A 25,499-nucleotide genomic window follows, 5' to 3' on the forward strand; every position below is an offset into this window, starting at 1 on the left:
ATCCCAAGTTTAAATTAACTTACTTAACTTAATTTGCTTTAGGGGCATGGACCCCCCGTTACGCTTATGGACGGTAGAGGGCCTTCGAGAGGTGCCTATGGAAGCTGTAAATACGATTGAAATTATTGGTTATTTTGCCTCTGTAATGGTGGCGATCTCTCTAATGATGAAGAATATCATTTGGTTGCGATGGTTGAATTTTGTGGGATGTACCCTATTTGTTGTTTATGGGGTGTTTATTTCTGCTTGGCCTGTGGCTGGCATGAATGCGTTTGTTGCTTGTATTAATATTTACCATTTGACTAAAATTTACCGCGCTAAGGCGAATACTCCCGCCGCAGCCTAAGTTTATTTGATTGTGTTGCTCTTGGGATTCACATTTAGAGCAACACAATATCCTGTCTCAGCCCTATCGCTATTCCTGAAAAAATCCCTTAGCTCCAGCATAACGTCCCTAGAATCCTTCTAGATCAAAGCCCCAGCCATGCTTCTTGTCATAAAACCTTCGAGCAGATGTCACTTAGCCGTCACAGGTCTTTCTTAGTCTCAAGTTATCTAATAGTGCTTTAGCTAATTCGATTCGGGCTTGACCATTAGCAAACCGTAAATTAGCCAGCAAACAGTAAATAACAAATTCAATCGTGAGTAGGGCCTTGGTGAGTCGGTAGCTTGATACCAAGTACTCTAAGCGTCGTCGAGAGAATGCACAGATTAACATCGCAGTAAAACTCGCTGGCATGCCAGCAAGGAGCCTGTTTTATGTTGAGTTACGTTGCAGACTTAGATAAGCGAATGTTTTGCCATATCGTGAGTTTCACCCAACGCCATGGTTTATATGCCCATGCAAAGCGGGTATCGGCGAGTGGTGATGGGCATGTGTATTTATATTTGTCAGTGGGCTTGATGTTGACACACGCTCAAGGGCAGGCCTTATTCAACTTGATGTTAGCGAGTTTTTTGGTGGAGTTACCGCTGTATTTACTGTTGAAAAATAGCATTCGCCGTACACGACCCTGCCATGCGCTTGTGGGATTTGAGAGTGGCTTTGAGCCATCTGATCGCTTCAGTTTACCGTCGGGTCATACGGCCGCCGCCTTTGTGATGGCAATGAGTGTGGCGCAAGTTTACCCCGCAGCGGCTCCTATCGCGTTTTTATGGGCTTTTAGCATAGGGGGCTCACGTATCGCACTCGGCGTGCATTATCCCTTAGATATTTTGGCGGGAGCCTCATTGGGGAGCGGAGCGGTATTACTGGTTCATCCGGTGATTTAATTCAAGTAAGCGCACGTTAATCATTTCATCTCATTAGTTGGAATTCTCCTTCACTCATCAGTTTAAGGATACGTAATGCGAATACTCTACGGAGTTCAAGGCACAGGGAATGGCCACTTAAGTCGTGCACGCGTCATGGCTAAAGCACTGATGAAACAAGATATTGAAGTGGACTTTTTATTTTCGGGGCGTAAGCCTGATCAGTTTTTCGATATGGAATGTTTTGGCGATTATCGCGTACAAGCGGGCATGACGTTTGCGACTCACTCTGGGCGTGTGAATGTGCCACAAACGGTTCGGCAGAATCTGTCATTGTCGTTATTTAAAGATATTAAAGCCTTAGATCTCAGTTGCTACGATCTCGTGCTCAACGACTTTGAACCAGTATCGGCTTGGGCGGCGCGGCGCCAAGGCGTGCCATCCATTGGCATTAGCCATCAGGCGGCGTTGACTCATCCTGTGCCAAAACTCGGTAGCACTTGGTTTAATGAAATGCTGCTCAATAACTTTGCCCCTGTGGATGTGGCGCTGGGTTGTCATTGGCACCACTTTGGTTTTCCTATCTTGCCGCCTTTTGTCGAAGTGGATGCCAGCCCATTCGAACACACGCATCAAATCTTAGTGTATTTGCCATTTGAGGATGCGGATGTGATTGCTCGTTTCCTGTCGCATTTCAGTGACTATCAGTTTTTGGTGTACCACAGCCAACAGCCTAAGGGACAAGTTGCGGAACACATTAAGTGGCACGGCTTTAATCGTGATGGCTTTAAGCAACATCTTGCCAGCTGCGGCGGTGTGATAGGCAATGCGGGCTTTGAGCTTGCCAGCGAAGCATTAACCTTAGGTAAAAAGTTGTTAGTGAAACCACTGATTGGCCAGTTTGAGCAATTATCGAATGTGGCAGCGCTGCAACTTTTGGCGGCTGCAGACAGCATGATGAGTCTCGATGTGAACGTCGTGAAGCGCTGGCTGAAAACCGCATCACCTAATCCGATTGCCTATCCTCAGGTTGGGGATGCACTGGTTAAATGGATTGATGGCGGCGATTGGCACGATAGTCAGCCGCTATGTAAAGAGCTGTGGAGCCAAGTTACGCTGCCTGATACCTGGCGTTAAATCAGCTCATAAGCTGTGGTGAAAAGCGATTTAGGCACTAGCTGGGTCAATGGGGTTAGCGTATAATTTCTGCACTTTTGCTGTTAGCCCCTTTCAGCACGTCTATTTTGGCCTAGCTTGGCCGTTAATTATGTTGTTATAAATGAGCCTGAAAAAGTTTACCCAGTACAAGTTACTGTTTTTAATGTTGTTGTCGCTTTGTGTCTTACTCCCTTTTATTCCAGATCAGGCTTACCACATTCCCGGCCCAGATATCGCGAAGCAAAACTTCCATGTGATTGAGTTTAACGATCAAGGCCAGCCCCATGACGAAAGGCAATGGCAAGGTCTAGAGGCGCGCATATCCCAGCCAGAGCCTGCTCAAATCCCTGAACTATTGATTTTTGTCCACGGCTGGCACCACAGTGCAGAGCCTAAAGATGAAAACTTTATCGCCTTCGAGCAGTTTTATCAGCAGATGGCGGCGTCCGATACGCAGCGCAACTTATTGGGTTTGTATATTGGCTGGCGCGGCGATAAATACGATCCCTTCTGGCTCGATGGCTCAGATGATGCGAAAAGCTGGATTGAACCTTTAGATTTTCCTACCATTTTACAGCGTAAACGGGTTGCTAAACGCATAGGTCAATTAGGTTTATCCCAATTGTTGGATAAGCTCGATGGCTTAGTGACAGAGCATAAACTGCTGCGTTATACCGTAATTGGTCATAGTCTTGGCGGTGCGGTTGTTTTGCATGCCAGTAAAGATCGCATCAAGGCTGCTATCGATCATCAGCAGGATAATCCCAATTTATTCTTACTGTTAAATCCTGCCGTGCCCGCGAAGGAGTACCAGCCACTCGATACCTTGGTGAGCTTAGATAGGCAAAAGCCGAGTATGGTGGTATTGCAGTCGAAGGGCGATTTTGCGGTGAAAGAAGCCTTCAATTACATCAAGGATGGCGAGCGCGCCGTCGGTAACTCTTGGGCTATTACCCACGATATCGACAAATGCTCAGGTGGCAATTGCACTACGCCGATGAAGATGCCATCGGCTTTGATGGCGCACGATCAAATCCCTGGCTGTATGATGACCTTGCCCCATTCTGGCTGGAAAATTCGTGCTCGTCTGCAGGCCCGTCGTACCGTGCAAACCTGTCCCGATGCCAATATGCAGGCCGTGTGGGTGCTGGCGGTGTCGGATGAAATCGTCTCAGGACACAATGGTATTCTGACGCCGGATCATGCCAAAGCCTTGTCTGAAGTGATGAGTATGATTGATTTGTATCGAAATCAATTACCTAAACATGCGGTGGAAAGTCCCGCCAACCAAGATCTCGGCACCTTAGCGCCAGAGTCAGAAGCGGCAACATCCACACAAGGTGAAGCGCCTGTGCCACAAGAGCCGGTGATGATTGTCGAGCCTTTGCCTGAAGAACAAGGTTCACCGACGCCTGAGGTCAACGCACCATTGCAGGAACCAAACGTATCACAGGAACAAGATAAGTCTGCCGTTACTGAGGTACCGCACGCGCCAATCAAAGCGCCAGAACTAGAATTAAAACCAGAGTCCAAGCCAAATGACGGCGCAGAGCCTCAACCTAAGGTTGAGACTGAAGGCATAAAGTGATCGGTAGTGCTGAGAAGCATGTCGAATTCAGCTAGTGATGTTACTTGCTATGCACAGCCCTCAGGGCATTTTCTTGAAACCAAAATTGGCTGAGCTTAGAAAGCAATAGGCATATACATCAAGTGTTGTATGTCATTGGAAATAATAAGCTGGCCAATATACTTTGTGAGTCAATATGAGAGCTGAGTTAAGAGCAAAAATCATCACGGTTTGTCATAAAAAAATTGAGACTAAAGGCGATAATGTCGGTGTCTCATTTTACGCCTTCTTTGCGAACAAGAATGATAATCCAGAGTTGCTTATGGAAGCGGCGACTTGGTGGATTCAAACTCATCGCTTAGATCATTTTGTTAATGCTCATAAGGTGATAGAAATAATCCAAAAGGAATCGGAAGAATAGATCCTAAATCGCTTACTGCGGATTTTTTGTTTGCCACCTGCGCCAAGTGTAGGTGATTAGCGCGGCGAGTATTAGGCTGACAATGGCCCATGTGGGGTATTTGTGCTGGTGGTAAAATGCCAGCATAGGAGCAATTTCATCGCGGATTAACACTGGGCCTAACCCAAAAAGTGCCACCCAAATGCTGGTGGCTAGGGCATTACCTATTACAAATTGCTTTAGCGGCATTTTAGCCAAGCCACAGCCGATAAACATAAATTGTTTTAATCCCTCAACAAAACGACTCAGCACTAAAGCGGCAATGCCATATTGGCCAATAACGCCATGGATTTTGTCTTCCAATTGCGGTTTTATCCAGCCCTTCTTAAGCAACACATCACCAAAGCGCCAACCGATAAAATATCCCAAGCTGTTACCGCAGAGTGCAGCGCAAGCTGCGACGATCAACACCAATGGCAGTGACATTTGCCCTGCAGCAGCTAATAAACTGGCGACAATCAATAAGGATTGCCCCGGCGCTGGAATGCCAAAACCCTCGACAGCAATCGCGATAAATAGCAGCACATAGCCGTATTGCTGCAGCCAAGGGGTGAGTTCGGTGATGATATGTTGTAGCGCTTCTGGCATGGATGAAAGTGATCGAATCAGTGGGACAATTAGCCCATCATACTAGCCAACTTCTCTGGCTGGATAGATTTATGAGCAAAGTTTCATGCCAGTTTTAGTTAGCGGCGGTGAAATAAGTGTAACGCAGGGGTTATTAGCTTTTACCTGAAATATAAAAAAGGCCGAACTCAGTTCGGCCTTAATATTAGTACTACCGTCGCGACGATAAACGACTATGCGAATGCCGCTTGTAGCTGTGGAACGACTTGTTTCTTACGGCTTAATACACCGTCTAACCAGACTTTGCCATCGACGGTATCTTTTCCGTAGGCGCGTTGGGTCAGGTCGCTATCATCAGACACGATTAACAGCTCTGAGCCTTCTTTCATGATGTCAGTCAGCAGTAACAATACGCTGTGGCGATTGCCTTCCACTTTCAGTGCTTTGATATCGGCTTCTAATTCGGCCTTGATATCGTCAAATACTGACAGGTCTATGACTTCTAACTGGCCGATACCGACTAAGTTACCGTTCATGTTGAAGTCTTTAAAGTCACGCATAACGAGGTCGCGTGCTGGCGTGCCTTGTACGGCTGATTTCACTTTGAACATTTCCATGCCCAGTTCTTTGAAATCTTCAACGCCAGCGATTTCAGCTAAGGCTTCAACGCAACGAATATCGGCAGTGGTACAAGTCGGTGATTTGAAAATCACGGTATCGCTCAGAATGGCGCACATCATGATGCCAGCGATATTTTTAGGGATAGCGACTTGGTAAAAGTCGAACATCATCTTGATCACTGTGTTGCTGCACCCCACTGGGCGGATCCAGCATTCTAACGGGGTATCTGTGGTCAGATCGCCAAGCTTGTGGTGATCGACAATCCCGACGATGGTCGCTTGGGCGATATCATCCGGTGCTTGAGTCAGTTCTGAATGGTCAACGATATACACTTGCTCGCCAGCGTAGCTGGTTTTGTATTCCGGTGCATCGAAGCCGAAACGTTCCAGAATAAAAGCGGTTTCGGGTGACAATTCACCTAAACGTGCGGCAATGGCTTCTTCACCGATTTGGTTTTTTAAATAGGCTAACGCGATAGCACCGCAGATTGAATCAGAATCGGGGATCTTGTGACCGACAACGTAAATAGGCATTTCAGGGACTCTCCTTTAAATTTGTGGCAATTTTAGCAATATTTGGCTCGGATCGGAAATAGCCAAAGCGCATATCACTGCGCGCTTAAGACGCTATAACGCTAAAAATCCCGAGCTGAGGTTCGACAAAGATTGCTTAAGGGTTAGATCTTTACTTTTATCACGACTTTACGCACTGCAGTGGCGATATCGCCCGTGCCAGGCATATGCATGTCACCGGGGAAAAATAGCGCAAACATACCCGCTTTGAGTTGCACAAAAGAGGCATTGGCTTTGTTTACCTCGTAATCAAACTCGGCGTAATCGTGTTTGTCAAAATAGGGTTTTGAGGGTGTTTGGCCCGCTAGTGGCAAGTAACCAAATTCTTCTTCACCGCTGAACACATATTGCACATCGATATATTTTTGATGTACTTCAAAGGGTTCTGTCGATTTATGCTTAGTGTGGTAGTCGTTGACTATCACAAAAATGTTGTCGCCATCGAGGGGATAATTGCCCACGGGCAGCTGACTAAAGTCTGTGGTGGCAAGATGTTCTAGTGCTGTGGCAAGCCGAGGGCTTAGGGATTGATAAATATGGCGGTTTGCTAAGGTATCGACGATCATCGGTTACTCGACATGGCGGATGTGAATGAGTGAATTGTAAAGATTATAATCAGATAGTCGCCGTTAGGACATAAGCTTTAGACATAAAAAACAGGCCATTGCATGGCCTGTTTTTATATCAAGTGTCACTTTGTCCGCTAAGACTCGCTTAGTAAGTGTATTTAGCTTCTAAGAAGTAGTAGCCACCATTAAAACCAAACGGGGTGTTGGTTAATGGGTAGACGAAGATGCCTCCGAAGTTATTGTCATCAGGGCGTTTTTCTGGATACACATCAAACAGGTTTTGTACCCCAGCGGTGAAACTTAGCGCATCGGTTGCCGCGTATCTCACCGACAGATCCATCACCCATTGATCGCTGTAATTCACATCGCCCGTTGAATAGCCGACAGTGTAATCACCAAAATAGCTGAGGCGAATATTGGTCTTAAAGTCGCCTAGCTCATGGGTCAAGCCCAAGTTACCTGTGTTATGCGGTGTCGCCGAGGTCATGCGAGTTTGTTCAATGCTATCGAATAGTTTAGGGCCGAGTCCGTCTAAAATCTCTGGGAAATTAATATCTTGGATTTCAGTCTTATTGTAGGCATAGGCTAAGTTAGCCCGTAAATCACCCCATGAGCCGATATCAAAATCTTGGCTCACTACAAGGTCAACGCCACGGGTACGGGTATCGACGGCGTTGATAAAGAAGCGCGCCGATTCTGCATTGGTGCCCGCCAGCGCTGCCGCTACGGCGGGCGAATCATCTGGCGTCACTGAGCTCGACAGAATAATGCGATCATCGATGGAGATTTGATATGCATCTAATGTCAGTGCTAAGCCTGTGTCATTGGTGTACACCAAGCCTAAGCTAAATGATTGGGATAATTCGGGATCTAACTCATTAATACCCAGTGCTTTGGTCACTGGCGATAGGGTGTTAAAAGTGCCTGACTCAATAGGCACCAGCTGACCAGTTACAGGGTCGGGATTAAACAGCGTCGAGATATTGCTGAAGTACAGTTGTTGTACGCTCGGCGCTCTAAAGCCTGTGTTGATCGTACCGCGCAGGGCTAAGTTTTCGGTGAAGTCGTAACGGCCCGCTAACTTCCAACTGGTGTTGCCACCAAAGTCAGAATAGTTTTCATAACGCAGCGCCGCCGCCCAGTAAAACTCATTGGTTAACTGGTTTTCGAGTTCCATATAAACGCCAGTATTGTCACGGGTTTCATCCACTTGCGACTCAGGGGTAAAACCAGTGAAACCTTGGCTGCCTGCAGCGCGGTTGTCGTAACCGCCATTGATGTATGAACCCGTTTCGCCGGCTTCAATTTGATAGCCGTTTTGGCGCCACGACACACCCGTCGCAAACAGGATTTCAGAGTCATTGGCAAAGGCAAAGTAGCGCGAAGCATCAATATTAAGATTGGTTTCACGGGTCGTGAGTGTGCCCGCGTCAAACTCGGTTGGGCTATCTGGGCCTAAAGAGGCGTTTAAGGTATTAACAATATTGTAGTTAAACGAGTTTTCGCCATGGCCAGCCGAAGTATCGATATTCCACTCGCCTAGGCTGAATTCATACCCCAGCACTAAGGAAGCATCGATAATTTTAGGATTGATTTGTGGTAAGAAACCGTCTGGATAGATTTCAGTTAAGTTACGGGCGTCGAGTGCGCGGCGGTAAAAGGCGCCTGACTTAGTCTCACGTTGGCTGATGCCACCAAACGCATAGAGTTTGCCATCTTTTGTGATGGGCTGGGCAGCGTTGATAAATAGACCTAAGTTGTCATATTCGGCATCGCCGACCTGGTGGCTCTTACGGTTGAATGTGGCTTCGCGGGGATCGGCTGATCCATCGGGTAAATCATTATATTGTTTACGCTCATCTAATCCGGCGCGGTTAGTGCTGTCTTTATGATGGGCTTCTAGTGAGACATTCACAAAGCCATCGTCACTTAAGCTGATGCCGTGGTTTACACCCACACGCCATTGCTCACCATCACCTATGTAGGTTTGTCCTGCTTGAGCCGAGAGGCTACCACCTTGATCGCTGTCCTTTAGTACCACGTTGATGACGCCGGCAATTGCATCCGATCCGTATTGTGCCGAGGCACCATCACGCAGAATTTCGATACGCTTAATAGCTGTCATAGGGATAGCGTTTAAGTCGACGTTAGATGAACCTTTACCCACAGTGCCACTTAAATGCACTAGCGCTGAGCCGTGACGACGTTTGCCGTTAACGAGTACTAAGGTGTGGTCGGGTGACAGGCCGCGCAAACTCGCGGGGCGCACCGCATCTGAACCGTCAGTCACTGAGGAGAATGGGAAGCTGTAGCTTGGAGCGGCAAATTGCAGTGCTTTAGCGGTTTCAGTCATGCCGGTCGATTCGAGCTGCTCGGCAGTGATAATGTCTACAGGGGCAACACTGTCAGTTGCCGTGCGCAGTGCTATGCGTGAACCTATGATCTCGATTTTCTCGAAGCCAGGCTGTAGTTCTTCGGCTTGAACAGCTGGAATGGCCAGTGTGGATGACACTGCCAATGCGATAATCCCTAGACGCATAAAAACCTCTCAATGATGTTTGTAACCCGATACTCGAACTTAAGAGTGCAGATTAAAGATAACGTAACAATTCAATGTGGAGAAGGTTATCACTGTAACAATTGTTACATCTAGACATAAATGTGCTAACTCAGAGCCGAGTGTTCTAGTTAATGTTTAAAATGCAGTTGAATATATGGATGAAACCTTGTTATCGGCAGATGTGCTTTGGGTGTTTTGAAGACTTAACTCGCTCGCTATATATTTATGGCGAGCGAGTTAAGTCAATGATATGAATTGTTTATTGACGTGCGCCATCGTGGTTTAATGCGTTATTTCGCTTTAATGGCATTGATTTGAAGGAACACAGATTTGTCAGCGTTACGATTTCTCGCGGGAGCAACGGCATTTAATACCTTGGCAGAACAAGGTCTTAAATCTGAACATTTTACCCAGCTACTTGCCGCCTCTGGTGGACCCAAATGGCTTGGTATCGCTGGGTTAGATAAGTATCTGTTTTCTGAGTTTTTCAAAGCCAGACAAACACCGCTTTATACACTCGGCGCGTCTTCTGGGGCGTGGCGTTTAGCGTGTTTGGCGCAGCAAGATCCCCTCGCAGCCTATGGTCGCTTAGAGGATTTTTATATTGGTCAGCGTTACGACAGCATGCCAACCCCGCAGGAAGTCAGTGCGCAAGTTAAAGGCGTAGTGCAGGGGATTTTAGGCGCCAGTGGTGGTAGTGAGATCGTCAATAACGCTCATATCCACAGTCATTTAGTAGTGTGCCGCGGCAAACATTTAAATCGTTTAACGGCTAAGTTACCTCTCGCTGCCGGATTGGCGATGACGGCGGCGACTAACTTATTGAGCCGCCGAAGTTTAGGCTGGCATTTTGAACGTGTGGTCTTTAGTCAACAAGCTGTAGCATCCCCCTTTTTGCAACTCAATGATTTACCCAGTCGGCAGGCCGAATTAACCGAGGCCAATGTCGATGCTGTGATGTTAGCAACGGGGTCGATTCCGTTGTTGCTAGCCCCAGTGCCGCAAATTGAGGGCGTTGCCGATGGGCAATATTACGATGGCGGCATTACCGACTATCACTTCGACTTACCTTTATCCCACGCAACTGGCTTGACGCTGTATCCGCATTTCTATCCGACAATCAGCCCAGGATGGTTCGATAAATCCTTGAAGTGGCGCCAAGGTCGAGCCAATTATCACAATGCACTCGTGTTGGCGCCAACGGCCGAATTTGTGGCTTCATTGCCCTTTGGCAAAATCCCCGACCGCGAAGATTTTAAACAACTGGATACGGCGCAGCGGATGCAATACTGGCGAACATCGGTGGCCTTGAGTGAACGTCTGGCGGAGGAGTTTGCCGAGGTTGTTGCTAAGGGAAATGTGCTGGAGCGACTAGAGCGCTTTTAGTTTTAAGTGAGGTGGTCCAGAAAACGGGCTTTAAAATGGCTGGTTTGAAATGCCCTGATTTAGCCTAGTTGGGTCGCCAATTTATTTTTTGCACTCAACGGCTTCAGGAAGGAAATTATTCCACCTGCTACACTCTAAGGTAATAGGGAATACGAATGCATTGATATTCGTTTCCTTCTTTTTGAGGGGCTGGAGGTTGCTATGCAAACACGAGAAATGGCGTTACTCATGCGCGATGCCTTGTTGTTGCCACAGGGACGGGTAGAGGTTCGTGTGGTCGACCCCGGTCATCTGCGCATGGTGGCCGATGTCTTTAAAGGAAAATATGCGCTCGCCTTTGCCACTATCAGACCCCGCGGCAGCCCGCCCTGTTATCCCACCGCTACCCAGTGCGACATTATCGATTTTAATCAGCTAGAAGACGATTCACTCAGCATAGTGCTCGAAGGGCGCCAGCGCGTCAGCATCCTCTCGGCGGCGCAGGCCAAAGATAAGCTGTGGATGGCGCGCACTTTACCCTGCCGTAACTGGCAAGAAGAGCCGATTAAAGGTGAATTTGAGCTGATAAGCGCTGCATTAGAGCAATTTTATGAGGTGAATCCCGATCTGTTTGAGCTCTATTCCCAAGTGCATTTAGAAGATGCTGCATGGGTAAGCCAGCGCTGGCTCGAGGTTTTGCCCATGTATAATAAAGACAAACTCGTGTTAGTGAATCAGCCAGATTGCCACAAAACCTTGGACTTCGTGCTGCAACTTATCAAGTCCCATGTGGACTGAAAAACCACAAAAAGGCTAGAATAGCGGCTTTCTATAGCCGCTTTTTTTGTGATATGACAGCATCTGCCCGCGCCGCCCAACCTTCTTACATAGTGCTCCCTGTGAATGTCACAGATATACCCACAGTGTTTGCCTTTCTCGCGCAGCATTTTGCCCGCATAGGTGAAGATGTGTGGCGTCAGCGGATCCTCGATGGAAAAGTGCATTGGCGCGATGGCAGTTTGATCGCCATGGACACCGAATATCGTCCTGCGGCACGGGTGTATTACTACCGTGAAGTGCCGGTCGAAGCGAAAATCCCCTTTGAAGAACAGATCCTATTCCAAGATGACAATGTCATTTTGGCCTATAAGCCACACTTTTTACCTGTGACCCCAAGCGGTAATTATGTGAACGAATGTCTGGTACATAGACTGAGATTACGCACCGGCATAGACACTATCGCGCCTGCTCATAGGCTTGACCGTGAAACCGCAGGGGTGATCTTGATGACAGTCGCGCCCGAAACCCGCGCCCTTTATCATCAATTATTTATCGACGATGCTATTCGTAAAGACTATCAAGCGATTGCCAAGCTGACACCTGATATTATTGAACAATATCAACAGGGAAACTTAACTTTGCCCCTGCATTGGACGGTAAAAAACCGCATGCAGCCGAGCGATCCGAGTTTTACCATGAAAATCGTTGAAGGTGAGGCGAATACCCATTCCGAAATCAGCCTAGTGGCCATAAAAGACGATCTTGGTTTGTTCCACCTGAGCCCAATTACCGGCAAAACTCACCAGTTGCGGGTGCATATGCAAAGCTTAGGTATGCCACTGTTAAACGACAGATTTTATCCAAGCTTATTACCCAAAGGAGCGGATAAATTTGAGGCCCCCCTAAAATTGATGGCACAGCGTTTACGTTTTATCGATCCTGTGAGCGGGATCCATCACGACGTGCAATGTGAGGGTTTTGCGTTTTAGTCAGCGGAAAGCATTATTTCCAGTCTGCTTGAAGGAAATGATCGGGTGCAATTGTGCGCTTGGCCCTGTGATGGTATGAATACAAGCTGCAGTATCTGAGTCTCTGCCATAGGGAGCCATATTACGATTGTTTGAAGGAAGTCCATTATGACCAAATCTGCGATGATCTCTATCTTACTTTGCGCTGCGGTATTAGTGGCAGCCATGTTTGTTGGCGACTGGACGAAACAACCTTATTTGAAGGATATTGCCGCTGAAATCCGTAAGGGGGCTGCGGTGATTGAACCGAAGAAACCGAGCTCGTCTGCTGCATCGGCCGTTGAGGCTGATGATGTGGACCAAGACTCGAAGGTGATTTGGGATCAAATGGTACATGAGATATCAGCAGGTAAGCCGCAGTCAGAGGCGTTGATTTTCAATCAAGTACAGCCGAAGAAAGTCGAAACCGATGAGGTATTATCTAAAAATATTCCACCGCTGGATTCGGGTTCGGGCGCCACTCAGCCTGAGACGGTTAAACATAATAAACCCGTTTAATTTGTTATTCCTGTTTGGGAGGTTCGAACAAGGTTTCGCTCATATCACCATGTAAAACAGCAATTTTTGTTGGCGCACCATCATCCGCAAGTTCCAAAATCCCAATACCGCTTTTATTCACTAAACGTTTGCTTGGTGCACCATTCGGTCGTCTACCGCGCAGCGACATACGTTTTCGTTTTGTCAGTAAATTCAGTGGCGAAAAGTGGCCGTAAAACCAACCGTTGAGTTTATCGAAAATCGGTAACAACTTCTCGGGGAAGTGATTTTTAATGCCGCTGCAGGTGATTTGGTAGATGTTAGGACTGCTGCGCCTAAAGCGAATACTAATGTCGTAACTAAAGGAGTAATGCACATCGCCGGAGAGGATCACAAATTCCTCAGGGGTTTTACGGTGCATAAAAATACTCAGTAGTGCATTGGCGGCACCGGGGTGGGCCATCCAGTTTTCGGCGTCCACCAACAAAGAAGCGCCCATCAGCGTGGCTGTACGCTGCACAGCCTCAATCAGTTTGACCCCAAACATAGGGGCAGGCGAGACGATAATGACCTTCGACTGGCCGAGCAATTCTTGCTGCAAATCCATTAACGCCTCCCAATCCATTAAGCCGGAAGGTTTTGCGAGATTGGATTCACTGCGCCAGCGGCGGGTGCGGGTATCGAGCACCACAAGTTTGGGCGAGGTCGCTAAGGTGTAATGCCATTGCTCAAATTTAAGTAATTCGTCGATGAGCAGATCCTGACTTTCACTCTGTGGCTGTGCAAAAAAAGCATCGAGCAGCGGGCGGATTTCATCAACAAATTTATCGGGTGCATTGCCAAGTCCTTGGAACAAGGTATAGCCAATTAGTGCATTACCAATAATGCGTTTTGAAAATGCATGCTCGTAGGCTGCGAGTTCCCATTTAGCGGTCAGGTTCCAGTCGTCGGTAACATCGTGATCATCAAACATCATATAAACGGGAATGTGCGCCATAAAGCGCCTCACCTGCGTCAGCCCAGCTTTAAAGCCGAGCAAGTGTTGCCACTCATTTTGCCAGCGGGCGCTATTGGCGGGTGTTAAGCCATCGACATCCTTGGGTATATTGACCAATTCCCACAGCTCGGGCGACCAAGTGAGTAAATACAAGGCGATGATTTCATTCAGACTGACGAGATGATTCTCGGCGATGGAGGAAGTGAAAATCGGATGATTGCGATACCAACGCCATAGCGCGGTTTTTGCTGGATATTGAGTGTGCGGCAGCAGATTTTTATGGCGCTGATATAAATCGGCGGGCTGATAATGCAGTGCTTCACTACTGGCTATGTTCGCCCCTTCAAATTGCTCATGCTGAAGGCCAAGCAAGTCAATGACTTGTCCTATGGCGTTTAACATAGGTCCCGCAACATCATCGATATACACTTGATCGCCACTCATCACGATAAGTGCGGGGCGATCGTCCGCTACACCCGTGTCGATTCTCTTGGCTAAATGGGTATCGGCGGCGACGAGCGCATCGTCACTGTGGTGATGCGGATTGCGGCAAGAACCATGGAATACTTGGGTTAATTCTGGGGTAAAACGCACACTTGGCGATGAGGCATCGCCATAGTTCAGCTGACTGATAGCGGCAAAAATATCCCCATGTTGGGCGGCGGACACTTGGTAGCTCATGACTCGATTAGGCGTGAGTAACTCTGGTCGCGACAGTATGATTAGATATTGATGGGCGTGCTGCCCGAGCGGCACATAGTGCACATCGGCATCCTGCAACGGAAACTCATGTTCCCCTAGACGCAACGTAAGCTCAGTTAATGGCTTACGACTCACAAACCACAAGGTAAAATTGGTGGCATCGCAGTGGCGCAGCATAGGGCCTGCCAATATCAGAGGAAGTGTCGGACTCAAATTCAGCCTATTGGTGCTTAGGTTAATCTCAAGTGAGTTAACCCTAAGTAAGTTTGGTTTAAAAGAGTAAACAAGTGCGTTGAATATGAAAAGCTTTTAGAATTGTCAGCCATACACATGAGTTGAAACTGAATGGGGCAATATGGCTAAGATCATGGTAACTGGCGCGACTGGGCTACTCGGCCGAGCTGTTGTAAAACAGCTTGAATTAACGGGACATGAGGTTGTGGCCACAGGTTTTAGCCGCGCAAGTGAGCGAGTGCATAAACTCGATCTGACTGCCCCTTTGGCTGTCGAGGCATTTATCGCCAGCGAGCAACCGCAAGTCATAGTGCACTGCGCCGCCGAGCGTCGCCCCGATGTGTCGGAGCAAAATCCGCAGGCGGCATTGGCACTTAACTTAACTGCTAGCCAAGCCCTCGCTATGGCAGCCAAGGCCAATAACGCTTGGCTTATCTATATCTCCACCGACTATGTGTTCGATGGTACTCAGCCTAAATACGCCGAAGATGCCGCCACTCATCCGGTTAATTTTTATGGTGAATCTAAGCTAAAGGGCGAAGAAATCGTGCTCAACACGAGCGCTGATTTTGCCGTGCTACGCTTGCCAATCCTTTACGGCCAAGTAGAGAAGCTGAGTGAGTCGGCAGTGTTAGTGTTGGTTAACCAATTGATTGAAAGTCGGGCTCAGGGTGTCGATCATTGGGCGGTCCGTAGTCCAACCTCGACCGCCGATATTGCCAAAGCCATAGATAAGATGATTGCACAACATATTGAAGCGCCTATCGTGCAGGGGATTTATCACTTTAGCGCCGCAGAGACCATGACTAAGTATCAGATGCTGCTGACCCTTGGGGATATTCTCCAACTCAGTACGGCGCACTTAACGCCTGAGTCGACACCGACGGATAATGCCAAACGGCCAAGGGACTGTAGCTTGAGTTGTGCGCGTTTAGCTGCGCTCGGTATTCGCACTGACATTGATTTCGCCACTGGCGCTCGCCAAGCATTAACGCAATCGAGTGGTGCACTGGCCGCACTCGGACTCACACTGTAGGAATGGCTATGGCTAAGATCTTAGGGACCAGTCTACAGGCCGCCGACCAAGTCGCATTACTGCGAACCTTAGGATTGCTGCTGCAAATTGGCTTAACCATGTTTGCCGCCGATACTTTTGGTCTTAGCCTGCAAATGGAGCCGTTAGTGCATGTGTTAGTGCTGGAGGTGTTATACCTGTCACTCACATTGGCACTGCGTAAGCCTTTGTTTGCCAAGGAGCGTGGTCTTTTTATCGCGCTTAGCTTAGACACACTATTTTGGATTTCTTGGCTGCACTTTTCCGGCGGCGCGACCAATGCGTTTATCTCGTTATTACTGCTGCCGATTGCACTTGCGGCTGTGACTTTGCCAATCTGGGCGCCTTGGGCACTGACGGCTATTTCAACCTTAGCCTACAGCTTGATGATTTTTACTGTGCCCGAATCCCCCATGCAGCACCACGGTATGGATATGAGTTCCCACTATTTAGGCATGTGGTTTAACTTTGTGATTTCAGCTTTGGTGATGACAACCAGCGTGGCGTTAATCACTAAACGTATGCGCCGCCAAGATGCGCAGCTAGCCTATATGCGCGAGGGGCAATTACGTCAGGAACAACTCTTGGCCCTAGGTACGGCATCGGCGCAGATGGCGCATCAACTGGCCACCCCACTCTCAAGCCTGAGGTTGTTACTCGATGAAGTCAAAGAAGATATGAGCGGCACTTCGATAACGGTTGTCGAGATGGAGACTGCGTTAGGCCGATGTGAACATACGCTCACCGAGCTGCGATTGGCGACTGAGTCGATCCGCGATCGCCGCCAGCGGCCACAAAAGATCGCTGAGCTGGTGGACGGTTTAAAGCAAAAAACCTTACTGCTCATGCCGCAGACCGAACTGAACTGGCTGTTTACCTGTGCGCCTGAGCAACTGGCAGAGCAAAGCATTCTGACCGATATGAGTCTCACACCTGCCATCATGGCTTTGATTGAGAATGCCGCCCGCGCCAGTGTCGAAACCTTAGGTGCCCCGCAGGTGGATATCAGCTTAGATATCGCGCCAAGTGAGGCTCAGATCTACTTGCAGATCCGCGATTATGGCCCTGGTATCGCGCCCTCTTTATTGCCGCAATTGGGCACCTTATTAATTGAGAGTCCCAAGGGCTTAGGTGTTGCGCTGCTACTCAGTCACGCCAGTCTAGAGCGTTTGGGCGCAGAATTGATCCTGGCCAATCATCCCCAAGGCGGTACTGTGGCACAAATTCGCTTTACGATTCTCAAGGACAAAGCGGCATCGTTATCGCCCAACACTCAGGCTGCTGGCGGAGTCAGATCATGAAACGTTTGTTAATCGTCGAGGATGACCTTTCTCTGGCGAGTATTTTAGGCCGACGTCTCACGCGCCACGGCTTTGAGTGCCGCCTAACCCATGATGCCAGCGATGCGCTGCTGGTGGCGCGGGAGTTTCGCCCTAGCCACATTTTGTTGGACATGAAGCTGGCCGAAGCTAATGGCTTAGGGTTAATTGTGCCACTGCGTAACCTGCTGCCCAAGGTGACCATGGTGTTGCTCACCGGTTATGCCAGTATCGCCACTGCGGTGGAAGCGATTCGCCTCGGCGCCGATAATTATTTAGCTAAACCTGTCGATACTCAAACCTTACTCGCCGCGCTGGAAATGGCAGGGCATTCTCATACCCTTCAAGAGGATGAAGTCGATGACTCGCCCCTTAATCCTAAGCGTTTGGAGTGGGAACACATTCAGCAAGTACTTAATGCCAACCAAGGTAATGTGTCCGCCACCGCCCGCCAATTGGGGATGCATCGTCGCACCTTACAACGTAAGTTACTCAAGAAACCTGTGGGTGAAAGTGGACATTTGAAGTAACGCTTTATTTTCATAAGTTGGCAAGTGACGCCGACTCAAGCACATGAAATAAGGATGCTGACGGGATTGAGGCTGGCTTAGTGCACCGAATTTGCGCATAAAAAATGCCACTCAAAAAAGACTGAGTGGCATTAACAAGAAACGAGAAGTTTATCGATGAGTCGGCGCTAGGATTTTACGCTAGCGCCACGATACGATTATCTTATGCGATTAAAAGTTAACGGTTTCTTCGTTTGAGCAAGGGCCGTTAGTTTCACACACTTTATAGCTGAAGCTAGTGCCAGCTAGGTCGGTGAAACGGTCAATAAACGATGAATTGCTTGAAGTACCTACCGCAACGCCGTTACGGAAGATAGTGTACTCATCAGCGTTATGGCCTTCCCATGCGAGTGCAACACGAATGCTGCCGCGACGAGATTTATTAGCGTTTTTCACTGTCATTTCTAACGCCACTTCTGGCACTTCAACTGCAAATTCTTCAGAAGTGCTTGCTGTTGCGCCATCGTTGTCAGTCACTGTCAGTGTCACTGTGTAGTTGCCTGACTGAGCATACTGATGATTTACACTTGCGCCTGAAGCAGTTGTGCCATCACCGAAGCTCCAGCTCCATGCAACGACATCACCATCGCTGTCAGTACTGGTGCTAGTGAAGCTACCGTTACCGTTGGCAAAGCTTGCCGTAAAGCCCGCTGTTGGATCTTGGTTTGGTATCTCATCGCCACCGTCATAAGCACCCACTAGGCTCACACCTGTGTAGCTGCTATAGCCACTGACCATGACCCAATAAGTCCCCGTTTGGGCTGGATCGATAGGGCAGCTTTCGGCATTACCGGCTTTGTATGGACGGCAATCATAGCTACTAGAGGTAGGAGCTTGGCCGAATTTAACATACATGTCCGCATCACCCGTGCCGCCTGACATATTAAAGCTCAGGTTGGTTGCACCGCTTGCTACGTCGAGTTTGTAGTATTGTTTGCTACCAGATGCGCCCGCTAAACCCGTCACAGCGACACCGTTCGCGAGTTCAGTAGCTTCTGGTGGTGGCGGTGGTGGTGGCGTTTCACAAGGTGTGATACCCACAGCGGCAAACGCAGTAACCACATCATCAGCACTTAAGCCTAAGTCAGTCGCCGCAGATTTAACGCCACAAGCGCCTTGCCAGAACAAGCTGTCAGCTGTCCAATATAATTGGTTAGCGACCACAAATGTTTGGAATGCAGTGCGTGTATCCCAGCCCGGTAAGTTTGCGAGTGTGTAGAAGGCTTTATTGAATACACCTGAACTGTGGTGTACGTCGATGCCATCATAGTAATCGTCGATATGGCCGATTGAGATACCGTCTAAGGTTGGATCTGCCATGTAACGCAGTGCGCCATTGCCTTTAAAGATATCTGCGCCGACTAACCAGTCGTTCGTGCCGTGCATGTAAAATTCAGCAGCTTCACCCGCCATATCTGAGAAGGCTTCGTTCATGCCACCAGATTGAGCATCGTAAATCAGACCTGAGTTTTGCTCAGTGAAACCATGGCTCACTTCGTGTGCCGAGACATCTAAGCTCACTAATGGATAGAAGGTCGTTGCGCCATCACCGAAGGTCATAGCACTGCCGTCCCAGAAGGCGTTTTCATAGTTGCTGCTGTAGTGAACCCGCATGGTTAATTGGAAAGTTAACGGCGCAGTGTTGTACCACTCGCTATACATGTTGTAGATCACGTTACCAAAATAGTGCGCATCGTTTAATGGCGAGTAAGCACCGTTGATCTCTTTAACTGTATTGCGTGGGCAAGTATAAGAGAAGGCTGTTGCGCCTGATGTGGCACCGTTTAAGTTAACGGTTTTCACGTTAGGTGAGTTCATGGTGCAGGTATCACCGCTCACTTCAACGTCTAAGTAAGAAAAATCCGTACCGTATTCGTATTGGCCAGTCTTGATGTTACCGCCAGGACCTGTACCGCTCGCGGCGTGGTTAATCCCTTCCCAACGCTTGAGCACTTCACCTGAGTGCGCGTCAATCATAGTGAATGGACGGCTTGGCTCATCGCCATATACCACAAAAGACGTCACATAAACGAGGCGAGTTTTAGCCGCATCATCAAGGTAAAGCCATAATTTTGCTTGTTTGTTTTCAGCTTTTAGGCCGGCAACAGCTTTCTCTGACTTGCCACGAATGGCAATGTCTAACGCTTTGTTAGCCGTTAAAGTGGGTTTGACAAAATCAGCCGACTTTTCAATATTTTTTAATACGCGGCCAGACATGTCACTGTAGAAGCCCATGCTCGATTGTGACGTTGCAACAGAGAAACCATAAACAGGCACGTCATGGAAATATTGTTGTAAACGTTGCTTTTGCTTGCCTTGACCTAGGTCGAGTTTTTTCTCGACTTTGAGTTGGCTACCTGCGTCTAAGTTGAACTGAGACACTAAGTTATTGCTTGAAGACGCGCTTCTGAGTGTGCCGACATCGACAACATCAGCAGCAAATGCTGATGTGCCTAACGTGGCCGACACAGCAATGAAGAGTAGCGACAGTTTTTTGTTTAGCATCATGCTTAAAATCCTTTTTCCGTTTGTCATTAACGTTGGAATGCCATACTGCTTAACTGGCTCGGGCGAGCGTTTTTTTTATTGTAATTTCTACAGGGTCGTCGGCATCCCTCTGCCATGGCCGAATAGAATGAGCTGTTGCTCAGGCGGAAATTCTCAGATTTTTATTCTGTGCAAAGCGTGAATAACCGCATGACTCTAGATGTTATTTAAATGTAAAAGTGTTAACAATCGTACAAAGGAACTATCTTCATCATTCATTTAGGTGCTTTTAAATTTGAATTAGGACTTTTGGGTAATAGCGATTTAGCCTAGTCAAATGGCGGGCTTTGTGAGTTGTAAAAAGTGCTTTATTGATGAATTTTCATTGGTTTAGGCTGGAACTGTTGGCGAGGTTAAGCGGGTGATTTCTAGGTGGGTGATTTTTAAGTGGGTGGATTTAAGGATTAGCGGTACTTTTGGGCATAACCCTTTTTTAAGGGCAAAGATCCATCGCTTTGCCGGATTCATTTTGAAAAATGCACTTTGCAAGAGCCATTTGAAAGATGGTCTTTGAAATATGTACGTTGCAAGAGCCCGCCCGCGTCGCGCGACTTGGCTCACTGTTCAGCTTATTTCACCAAGGTAACTCAGTGCCATCGTAGGCGAAAAAGCACCCTGTTTGTGCCGGAGTGGCATTGGCAATGATCGGTAGCAAACAGTTGGCGACATACTCAGGTGTAAACAGTTTGCCTTTAGGCACACTCTGTTGAAAGGGTTGAGACAATGGCGTGTCTGTGGTGCCCGGATGCAGGGATAACACCACGCAGTGTTTCATGTTCCGCTGCCACTCAATCGACAGTGTTTTGAGAAACATATTCAGCGCAGCTTTTGAGGCTCGATAGCTGTACCAGCCACCTAATCTGTTATCGGTAATGCTGCCGACTTTTGCCGATATCACGGCAAATCTTGCCGAGTCACTTTGTTTTAAGGCATGGCAGAAGTGCTTAGCCAGCATGACGCTGGGCAGGGTATTGAGCGTTAAATTGTGCTGGAAAAAGTCGATATCCAGTGATTGTAAGCTTTTTTCTGGTCCTTTATCTTGGGTGTGTAAAATCCCGACACAGTTAATAAGCCAATCTAATTCAATAAGTTGTTCACTCAGCTGTTTAATCTCGGCCTCATTGGTCACATCTAGCGCATGCCATTGGATATTATTCTGCCTGTCTTGGGGAAGATGATGCCTATAGGTGGCGTGCACAGTTGCCTCGGGATATGCCTCTTGGACTTGCTTAACCATGGCTTGGCCAATACCCCCACTCCCGCCGACGATAAGTACTTTCATAGCAAACTCTCCCTATCCAAATCTCTATATCAAACTCTCTATATCCAAGAGTCACGCTTAGGCCCAGTACTAATGCTAAGTACTAACAATCAGTACAAATGCTAAGCACTAACACTCAGTGCTAATGGTTCAGCTATAAACGGTTTAGATGAACAAGATTGTGTTCGGCCGTGGCTAATATGGCGTGCCTTACGGACTCGTCCATCTTGTCCCAAGTCTGGTACAACATGCCGATCCTTGGGTTTTGCGACAATTTTGCGCGGTGTTTGTCCATAAAGCGCCAATAAAAGCTATTGAACGGGCAGGCGAGTACGCCGCTGCGCTCTTTTATCTTGTAATGACAGCCGCTGCAGTAATCACTCATTTTATTGATGTAGGAACCGCTAGCGGCGTAGGGTTTAGTACCGACAATACCGCCGTCGGCAAACAAGGCCATGCCGCGAGTGTTGGGCATTTCAACCCATTCGATGGCGTCAACATATACGCCTAAATACCACTCATCGACTTGATTTGGCTCGATTTCGGTTAATAAACAGAAATTGCCGATCACCATTAAACGCTGAATATGATGGGCGTAGGCAAAATCTAATGATTGGGATAACGCTTGTCGCATGCAGTTCATCTTAGTGTCGCCATGCCAAAAATAATCGGGCAGCGTCCCATGGGCATCGAGCGCGTTAGTGCTGGCGTACTGCGGCATATTGGCCCAGTAAATGCCGCGAACGTATTCTCGCCAACCTAATATCTGTCGCACAAATCCTTCGACTTGGGCGATATCAATTTCAGCATTTGTTTGATAACTGTCGATAGCCGCATTGATGACTTCTAACGGGCTGATTAATTTACTGTTAAGGCTGAATGATAGCCGACTATGGTACAAGCTCCACTTGGCGGGATGTTGCGCTGTCATGGCATCTTGAAAGCGGCCAAAGGAAGGCAAGCAAACCTGACAAAAATACGTTAATAGCTCGAGGCTTTGCGCACGGTTTATCGGCCACAGCAATAACGCATCAATGCGACCCATGGTCGGGATTTGGTGACGCTCAAGCCTAGCGAGAATTTCAGTTACATCGAGGCTAAACATTAATGGCTCAGGCAAGACTTTTATATCCTGAGTTTTAAGCTTTTGACGGTTGCTGGCATCAAAGTTCCATTGCCCACCGAGTGGCTTTCCGTCTTGCATCAAGATGTTGAAGCGTTTACGCATACGGCGATAAAAGTGCTCCATCATAATGTGTTTTCCGACGGGGAACTGCGCATCGATTTCGTCAAACGGCAAGATAAAATGCTCTGTATCGACACAGTTCACCACGGCGGTGTTGAGCTTAAGCTGACTCAATTGCTCAAGCAGGCGGTATTCATCTGGCCTTTGGTATTCAAACTTTATTGCGCCAACCAGCGTCACTTGATGTTGAATGAGCCCCAGTAGATCGCTATAGCCCTGAGTGTTATTGAAGGTGTCATCAAGGGTGAGATAGAGCACTTGGTGCCCTTGCGCCCGCAGCTCTTGGGCAAATTGCGCCATTGCCGCAAAGAAGGCACATATTTTTTGCACATGATGCGTCACATAAGTGTTTTCTTGGTGCAGTTCTGCAATCACATACAGCACTTGCTCATCAACTCGGTTAAACCAAGAATGCTGGGCATTGAGTTGATCGCCTAAAATTAACCTGACGGTATGGAATTGCTGTAATTGCTGCTGTGGTTGCATTAAGTGGACTCTGGTGAATGACTTTCGCGGTTAAACATTTCGCGATGGGATATTGTTGGACATTACGAATTGGGTTGCAGTGAGGATCACAAGGCTGGGTATTTGTCGTGATTTCGACAAGGAGGTTTATCTGTAAACTTCGTTTAATTGCGTTTAAAAGGCTTTTAAAAGCAAAGTCAAAGTCGTGGGGCTTCACCCCACACCCGACCAAGGAGGACTGCTCGTCCTATCCTCCTTGCCTATTGTTTTCACATCAGCCAAGACGTCCCTAACGGAGTTACATGCATTAGTTACTGGTTTCGTGCTTATTCGAAAATCGCTAACGCTTCCGATGGGGCGTCCCTTCCCCCCGAAAGCTACGCAGACGTCCTGTCTGCGTCACGCTATTTTCTTCAACGCCCTTCAGCAACTTTGCAGGGGAAGGTTTATTTCCTTCGTCTTTGTGGTATTCGTTAGTAATGGGAAAATAAAGATGTATACATATCTAGTTTTTTTACTATATGGTAGCTTAGATTATTTATATTCGGTTTCAAACTCATCAGTGACTCAACAGTAATGAATGACTTGATAAAAAATAATTTAACGAAAGAGTTAAATGAAAAATATGAGTTATATCCGTTTTGGATAATTATATTTTTTATAAATGGTGCTCACATTTTGTTTTATGATGTATATGGTTTTTGGCCTGTAATAGAGGTTGTTTTAACTGCTTTTTTAATTGTGACATTCCTTTATGATAAAAGACGGAAAGTTACAATTTTAAGCTTTGATTTAGATGCTAGTTTTATTATGGTGCATAATGATTTTGTCAGTTCAATATCATGCTTAATGTTGTCTGATAAACAGCTTTTTCGTAAAAATGATCTTGGTAAAGTGTCAGACTTTGAAAGAGTCAGAGATATAAAGGTCAAGAATTATTTGTTTGAGTCTGATATCAGCATCCCTTCTATTAATTGTCAGTCAATAGTCTTTCATTTTCTTCCAAACTGCATTGTTATTTTTGAAAAAAATGAATATCGCTATGTGAATTATCAAGATGTTAAAATATCTACTTCGAAAGTAGATATGCTCAGTTACAGTTGTCACCCAAAAGACTCTGAGGTTGTAGGTTATGGGTGGCAACATCAACGGATTGATGGAACAAGGGATAGGCGTTTTAAGGTGAATAGAGAAGTTCCACGTTATAGATTTGAGAGAATAACACTCAAGCATAATACGTTTAAAATAGACTTTGTTTTTTCTAAGGAAGGCAGTGGGCTTAATTTTCAAGTGGCAATTAATTCATTGGTTAAAGCATTAATGGGAAAACATAAGGTTGAATTTGAAATTATAGAGAGCTGATGTTCTTACTATTTGTATTATTTTGATTTATCTATCAATCCAAAGTTATAACTTTTTTGGTTATGGTTAAATTATCTATCTTTAGAGTTAATGGATACGCAGAGATTAGCTGAATTAAGCATTGGTATGGACGTTGGCGGAATGGCCGCTCTTTCACATCCATGTGATTGCGGCATTCGCACTTCCATATGCAGCAGATGCCGCCGTCGAGCCTATAGGGATATATTTACGGCGAGTCACTGGAGTAGCAGTGCTTAATGGCTAGATTAATAAATTGAAAATTGCTGTTAGCTGTAATGCCACTCAATTTTACTCGCCACCAATTGTTTAAATCCTACAATTAAGTGCCCGCGTTACCTAACGTATTAGTTGTACTTTATATTCATCGCGATCAGTGGCTCGCGTGAGGCTTTTTCTGCGCGTAAGCGGGCGAGGTATTTTTCCCATAGATCCACTTGGTGGGTGGCGAGATCGTAGAGTACTTTCCACGAGAATAGGCCTGTGTCGTGGCCGTCATCGAAGACGATTTTCACTGCGTAGTTGCCGACGGGTTCAATGGCGCTGATGTTGACGTTTTTCTTGTGGGTGACCAGCTTTGGATTACCGTGACCATGCACTTCGGCTGAGGGCGAGTAGACTCTGAGCATCTCGCAGCTGAGCTGATATTGCTCACCATTGTCGAAACTGACTTCTAGAATGCGTGATTTACGTTTCAGTTTAAGGTCGGTGACATTCGGCGTTGTTGTGGTCATAGGTTGGCTACCAAGA

Annotated in this window: 22 protein-coding genes; 13 read left to right on the top strand and 9 right to left on the bottom strand. The window is 47.2% G+C overall.

Annotated elements, in window-relative coordinates:
- Positions 1-97 precede the first annotated feature (97 nt).
- From OX890_RS04415 to OX890_RS04435, 5 genes are all read left to right on the top strand, one after another.
- Positions 98-346, top strand: coding sequence for a YgjV family protein (locus OX890_RS04415; RefSeq protein ID WP_006083323.1), 249 nt, complete (start codon positions 98-100; stop codon positions 344-346).
- A gap of 413 nt (positions 347-759) precedes the next feature.
- Positions 760-1,272: a phosphatase PAP2 family protein gene (locus tag OX890_RS04420; protein ID WP_107946400.1), complete on the top strand. Its 513-nt coding sequence runs from the start codon at positions 760-762 to the stop codon at positions 1,270-1,272.
- Positions 1,273-1,347: 75 nt separating this feature from the next.
- Complete coding sequence (locus tag OX890_RS04425; RefSeq protein ID WP_006083321.1) at positions 1,348-2,388, top strand: MJ1255/VC2487 family glycosyltransferase; 1,041 nt, start codon at positions 1,348-1,350, stop codon at positions 2,386-2,388.
- A gap of 142 nt (positions 2,389-2,530) precedes the next feature.
- Positions 2,531-3,997, top strand: coding sequence for a thioesterase (locus tag OX890_RS04430; protein WP_126491040.1), 1,467 nt, complete (start codon positions 2,531-2,533; stop codon positions 3,995-3,997).
- A gap of 175 nt (positions 3,998-4,172) precedes the next feature.
- Entirely contained in the window at positions 4,173-4,397 is a 225-nt protein-coding gene (locus tag OX890_RS04435; RefSeq protein WP_063884284.1) for a DUF6500 family protein, read from the top strand.
- A gap of 12 nt (positions 4,398-4,409) precedes the next feature.
- Here OX890_RS04435 and OX890_RS04440 read toward each other — a convergent pair whose 3' ends face one another.
- The 4 genes from OX890_RS04440 to OX890_RS04455 form a co-directional block, all read right to left on the bottom strand.
- Entirely contained in the window at positions 4,410-5,024 is a 615-nt protein-coding gene (locus OX890_RS04440) for a DedA family protein (RefSeq protein ID WP_107946403.1), read from the bottom strand.
- 212 nt (positions 5,025-5,236) lie between these two features.
- On the bottom strand, positions 5,237-6,157 hold the full coding sequence (locus OX890_RS04445; protein ID WP_006087103.1) for a manganese-dependent inorganic pyrophosphatase: 921 nt from the start codon (positions 6,155-6,157) through the stop codon (positions 5,237-5,239).
- A 143-nt stretch (positions 6,158-6,300) separates the two neighbouring features.
- Positions 6,301-6,762 carry a YhcH/YjgK/YiaL family protein gene (locus tag OX890_RS04450; protein WP_107946404.1) on the bottom strand — a complete coding sequence of 154 codons (462 nt, stop codon included), beginning with the start codon at positions 6,760-6,762 and terminating at the stop codon, positions 6,301-6,303.
- A 148-nt stretch (positions 6,763-6,910) separates the two neighbouring features.
- Positions 6,911-9,304: a TonB-dependent receptor plug domain-containing protein gene (locus tag OX890_RS04455; RefSeq protein WP_107946405.1), complete on the bottom strand. Its 2,394-nt coding sequence runs from the start codon at positions 9,302-9,304 to the stop codon at positions 6,911-6,913.
- Positions 9,305-9,655: 351 nt separating this feature from the next.
- Between OX890_RS04455 and OX890_RS04460 the strand changes: the two genes are divergently transcribed.
- The 4 genes from OX890_RS04460 (at position 9,656) to OX890_RS04475 (ending at position 12,996) form a co-directional block, all read left to right on the top strand.
- Entirely contained in the window at positions 9,656-10,711 is a 1,056-nt protein-coding gene (locus OX890_RS04460; protein ID WP_107946406.1) for an alpha/beta hydrolase, read from the top strand.
- A 201-nt stretch (positions 10,712-10,912) separates the two neighbouring features.
- Complete coding sequence (locus OX890_RS04465) at positions 10,913-11,488, top strand: LON peptidase substrate-binding domain-containing protein (protein ID WP_006083313.1); 576 nt, start codon at positions 10,913-10,915, stop codon at positions 11,486-11,488.
- A 53-nt stretch (positions 11,489-11,541) separates the two neighbouring features.
- Positions 11,542-12,459 carry a pseudouridine synthase gene (locus tag OX890_RS04470; RefSeq protein WP_107946407.1) on the top strand — a complete coding sequence of 306 codons (918 nt, stop codon included), beginning with the start codon at positions 11,542-11,544 and terminating at the stop codon, positions 12,457-12,459.
- 147 nt (positions 12,460-12,606) lie between these two features.
- Entirely contained in the window at positions 12,607-12,996 is a 390-nt protein-coding gene (locus tag OX890_RS04475) for a hypothetical protein (RefSeq protein WP_107946408.1), read from the top strand.
- Positions 12,997-13,000: 4 nt separating this feature from the next.
- Here OX890_RS04475 and OX890_RS04480 read toward each other — a convergent pair whose 3' ends face one another.
- On the bottom strand, positions 13,001-14,851 hold the full coding sequence (locus tag OX890_RS04480) for an alkaline phosphatase D family protein (protein WP_107946409.1): 1,851 nt from the start codon (positions 14,849-14,851) through the stop codon (positions 13,001-13,003).
- A 178-nt stretch (positions 14,852-15,029) separates the two neighbouring features.
- Between OX890_RS04480 and OX890_RS04485 the strand changes: the two genes are divergently transcribed.
- Genes OX890_RS04485 through OX890_RS04495 form a run of 3 tightly spaced genes read left to right on the top strand, consistent with a single transcriptional unit; the run spans position 15,030 to position 17,811 of the window.
- Entirely contained in the window at positions 15,030-15,944 is a 915-nt protein-coding gene (locus tag OX890_RS04485) for a dTDP-4-dehydrorhamnose reductase family protein (protein ID WP_126491045.1), read from the top strand.
- A gap of 8 nt (positions 15,945-15,952) precedes the next feature.
- Positions 15,953-17,263 carry a sensor histidine kinase gene (locus OX890_RS04490; RefSeq protein ID WP_259586678.1) on the top strand — a complete coding sequence of 437 codons (1,311 nt, stop codon included), beginning with the start codon at positions 15,953-15,955 and terminating at the stop codon, positions 17,261-17,263.
- Complete coding sequence (locus tag OX890_RS04495) at positions 17,260-17,811, top strand: response regulator transcription factor (RefSeq protein WP_006087091.1); 552 nt, start codon at positions 17,260-17,262, stop codon at positions 17,809-17,811. Before OX890_RS04490 ends, OX890_RS04495 begins: the two co-directional genes overlap by 4 nt.
- 210 nt (positions 17,812-18,021) lie before the next feature.
- Here OX890_RS04495 and OX890_RS04500 read toward each other — a convergent pair whose 3' ends face one another.
- The 3 genes from OX890_RS04500 to OX890_RS04510 form a co-directional block, all read right to left on the bottom strand.
- On the bottom strand, positions 18,022-20,358 hold the full coding sequence (locus OX890_RS04500) for a M4 family metallopeptidase (protein WP_063883303.1): 2,337 nt from the start codon (positions 20,356-20,358) through the stop codon (positions 18,022-18,024).
- A 613-nt stretch (positions 20,359-20,971) separates the two neighbouring features.
- Positions 20,972-21,679: an SDR family oxidoreductase gene (locus tag OX890_RS04505; protein WP_259483818.1), complete on the bottom strand. Its 708-nt coding sequence runs from the start codon at positions 21,677-21,679 to the stop codon at positions 20,972-20,974.
- Between the two features lie 133 nt (positions 21,680-21,812).
- Positions 21,813-23,390, bottom strand: coding sequence for a cryptochrome/photolyase family protein (locus OX890_RS04510; protein WP_268650149.1), 1,578 nt, complete (start codon positions 23,388-23,390; stop codon positions 21,813-21,815).
- 555 nt (positions 23,391-23,945) lie between these two features.
- Here OX890_RS04510 and OX890_RS04515 point away from each other — a divergent pair.
- The gene (locus tag OX890_RS04515; protein WP_126491050.1) at positions 23,946-24,731 is read left to right on the top strand and encodes a hypothetical protein; all 786 of its coding nucleotides are present in this window, start codon (positions 23,946-23,948) and stop codon (positions 24,729-24,731) included.
- A 365-nt stretch (positions 24,732-25,096) separates the two neighbouring features.
- Here OX890_RS04515 and OX890_RS04520 read toward each other — a convergent pair whose 3' ends face one another.
- Positions 25,097-25,483 carry a gamma-butyrobetaine hydroxylase-like domain-containing protein gene (locus OX890_RS04520; RefSeq protein ID WP_006087085.1) on the bottom strand — a complete coding sequence of 129 codons (387 nt, stop codon included), beginning with the start codon at positions 25,481-25,483 and terminating at the stop codon, positions 25,097-25,099.
- Between the last annotated feature and the right edge of the window lie 16 nt (positions 25,484-25,499).

Source organism: Shewanella sp. DAU305, assembly GCF_026802235.1.
GTDB classification, from domain to species: domain Bacteria; phylum Pseudomonadota; class Gammaproteobacteria; order Enterobacterales; family Shewanellaceae; genus Shewanella; species Shewanella baltica.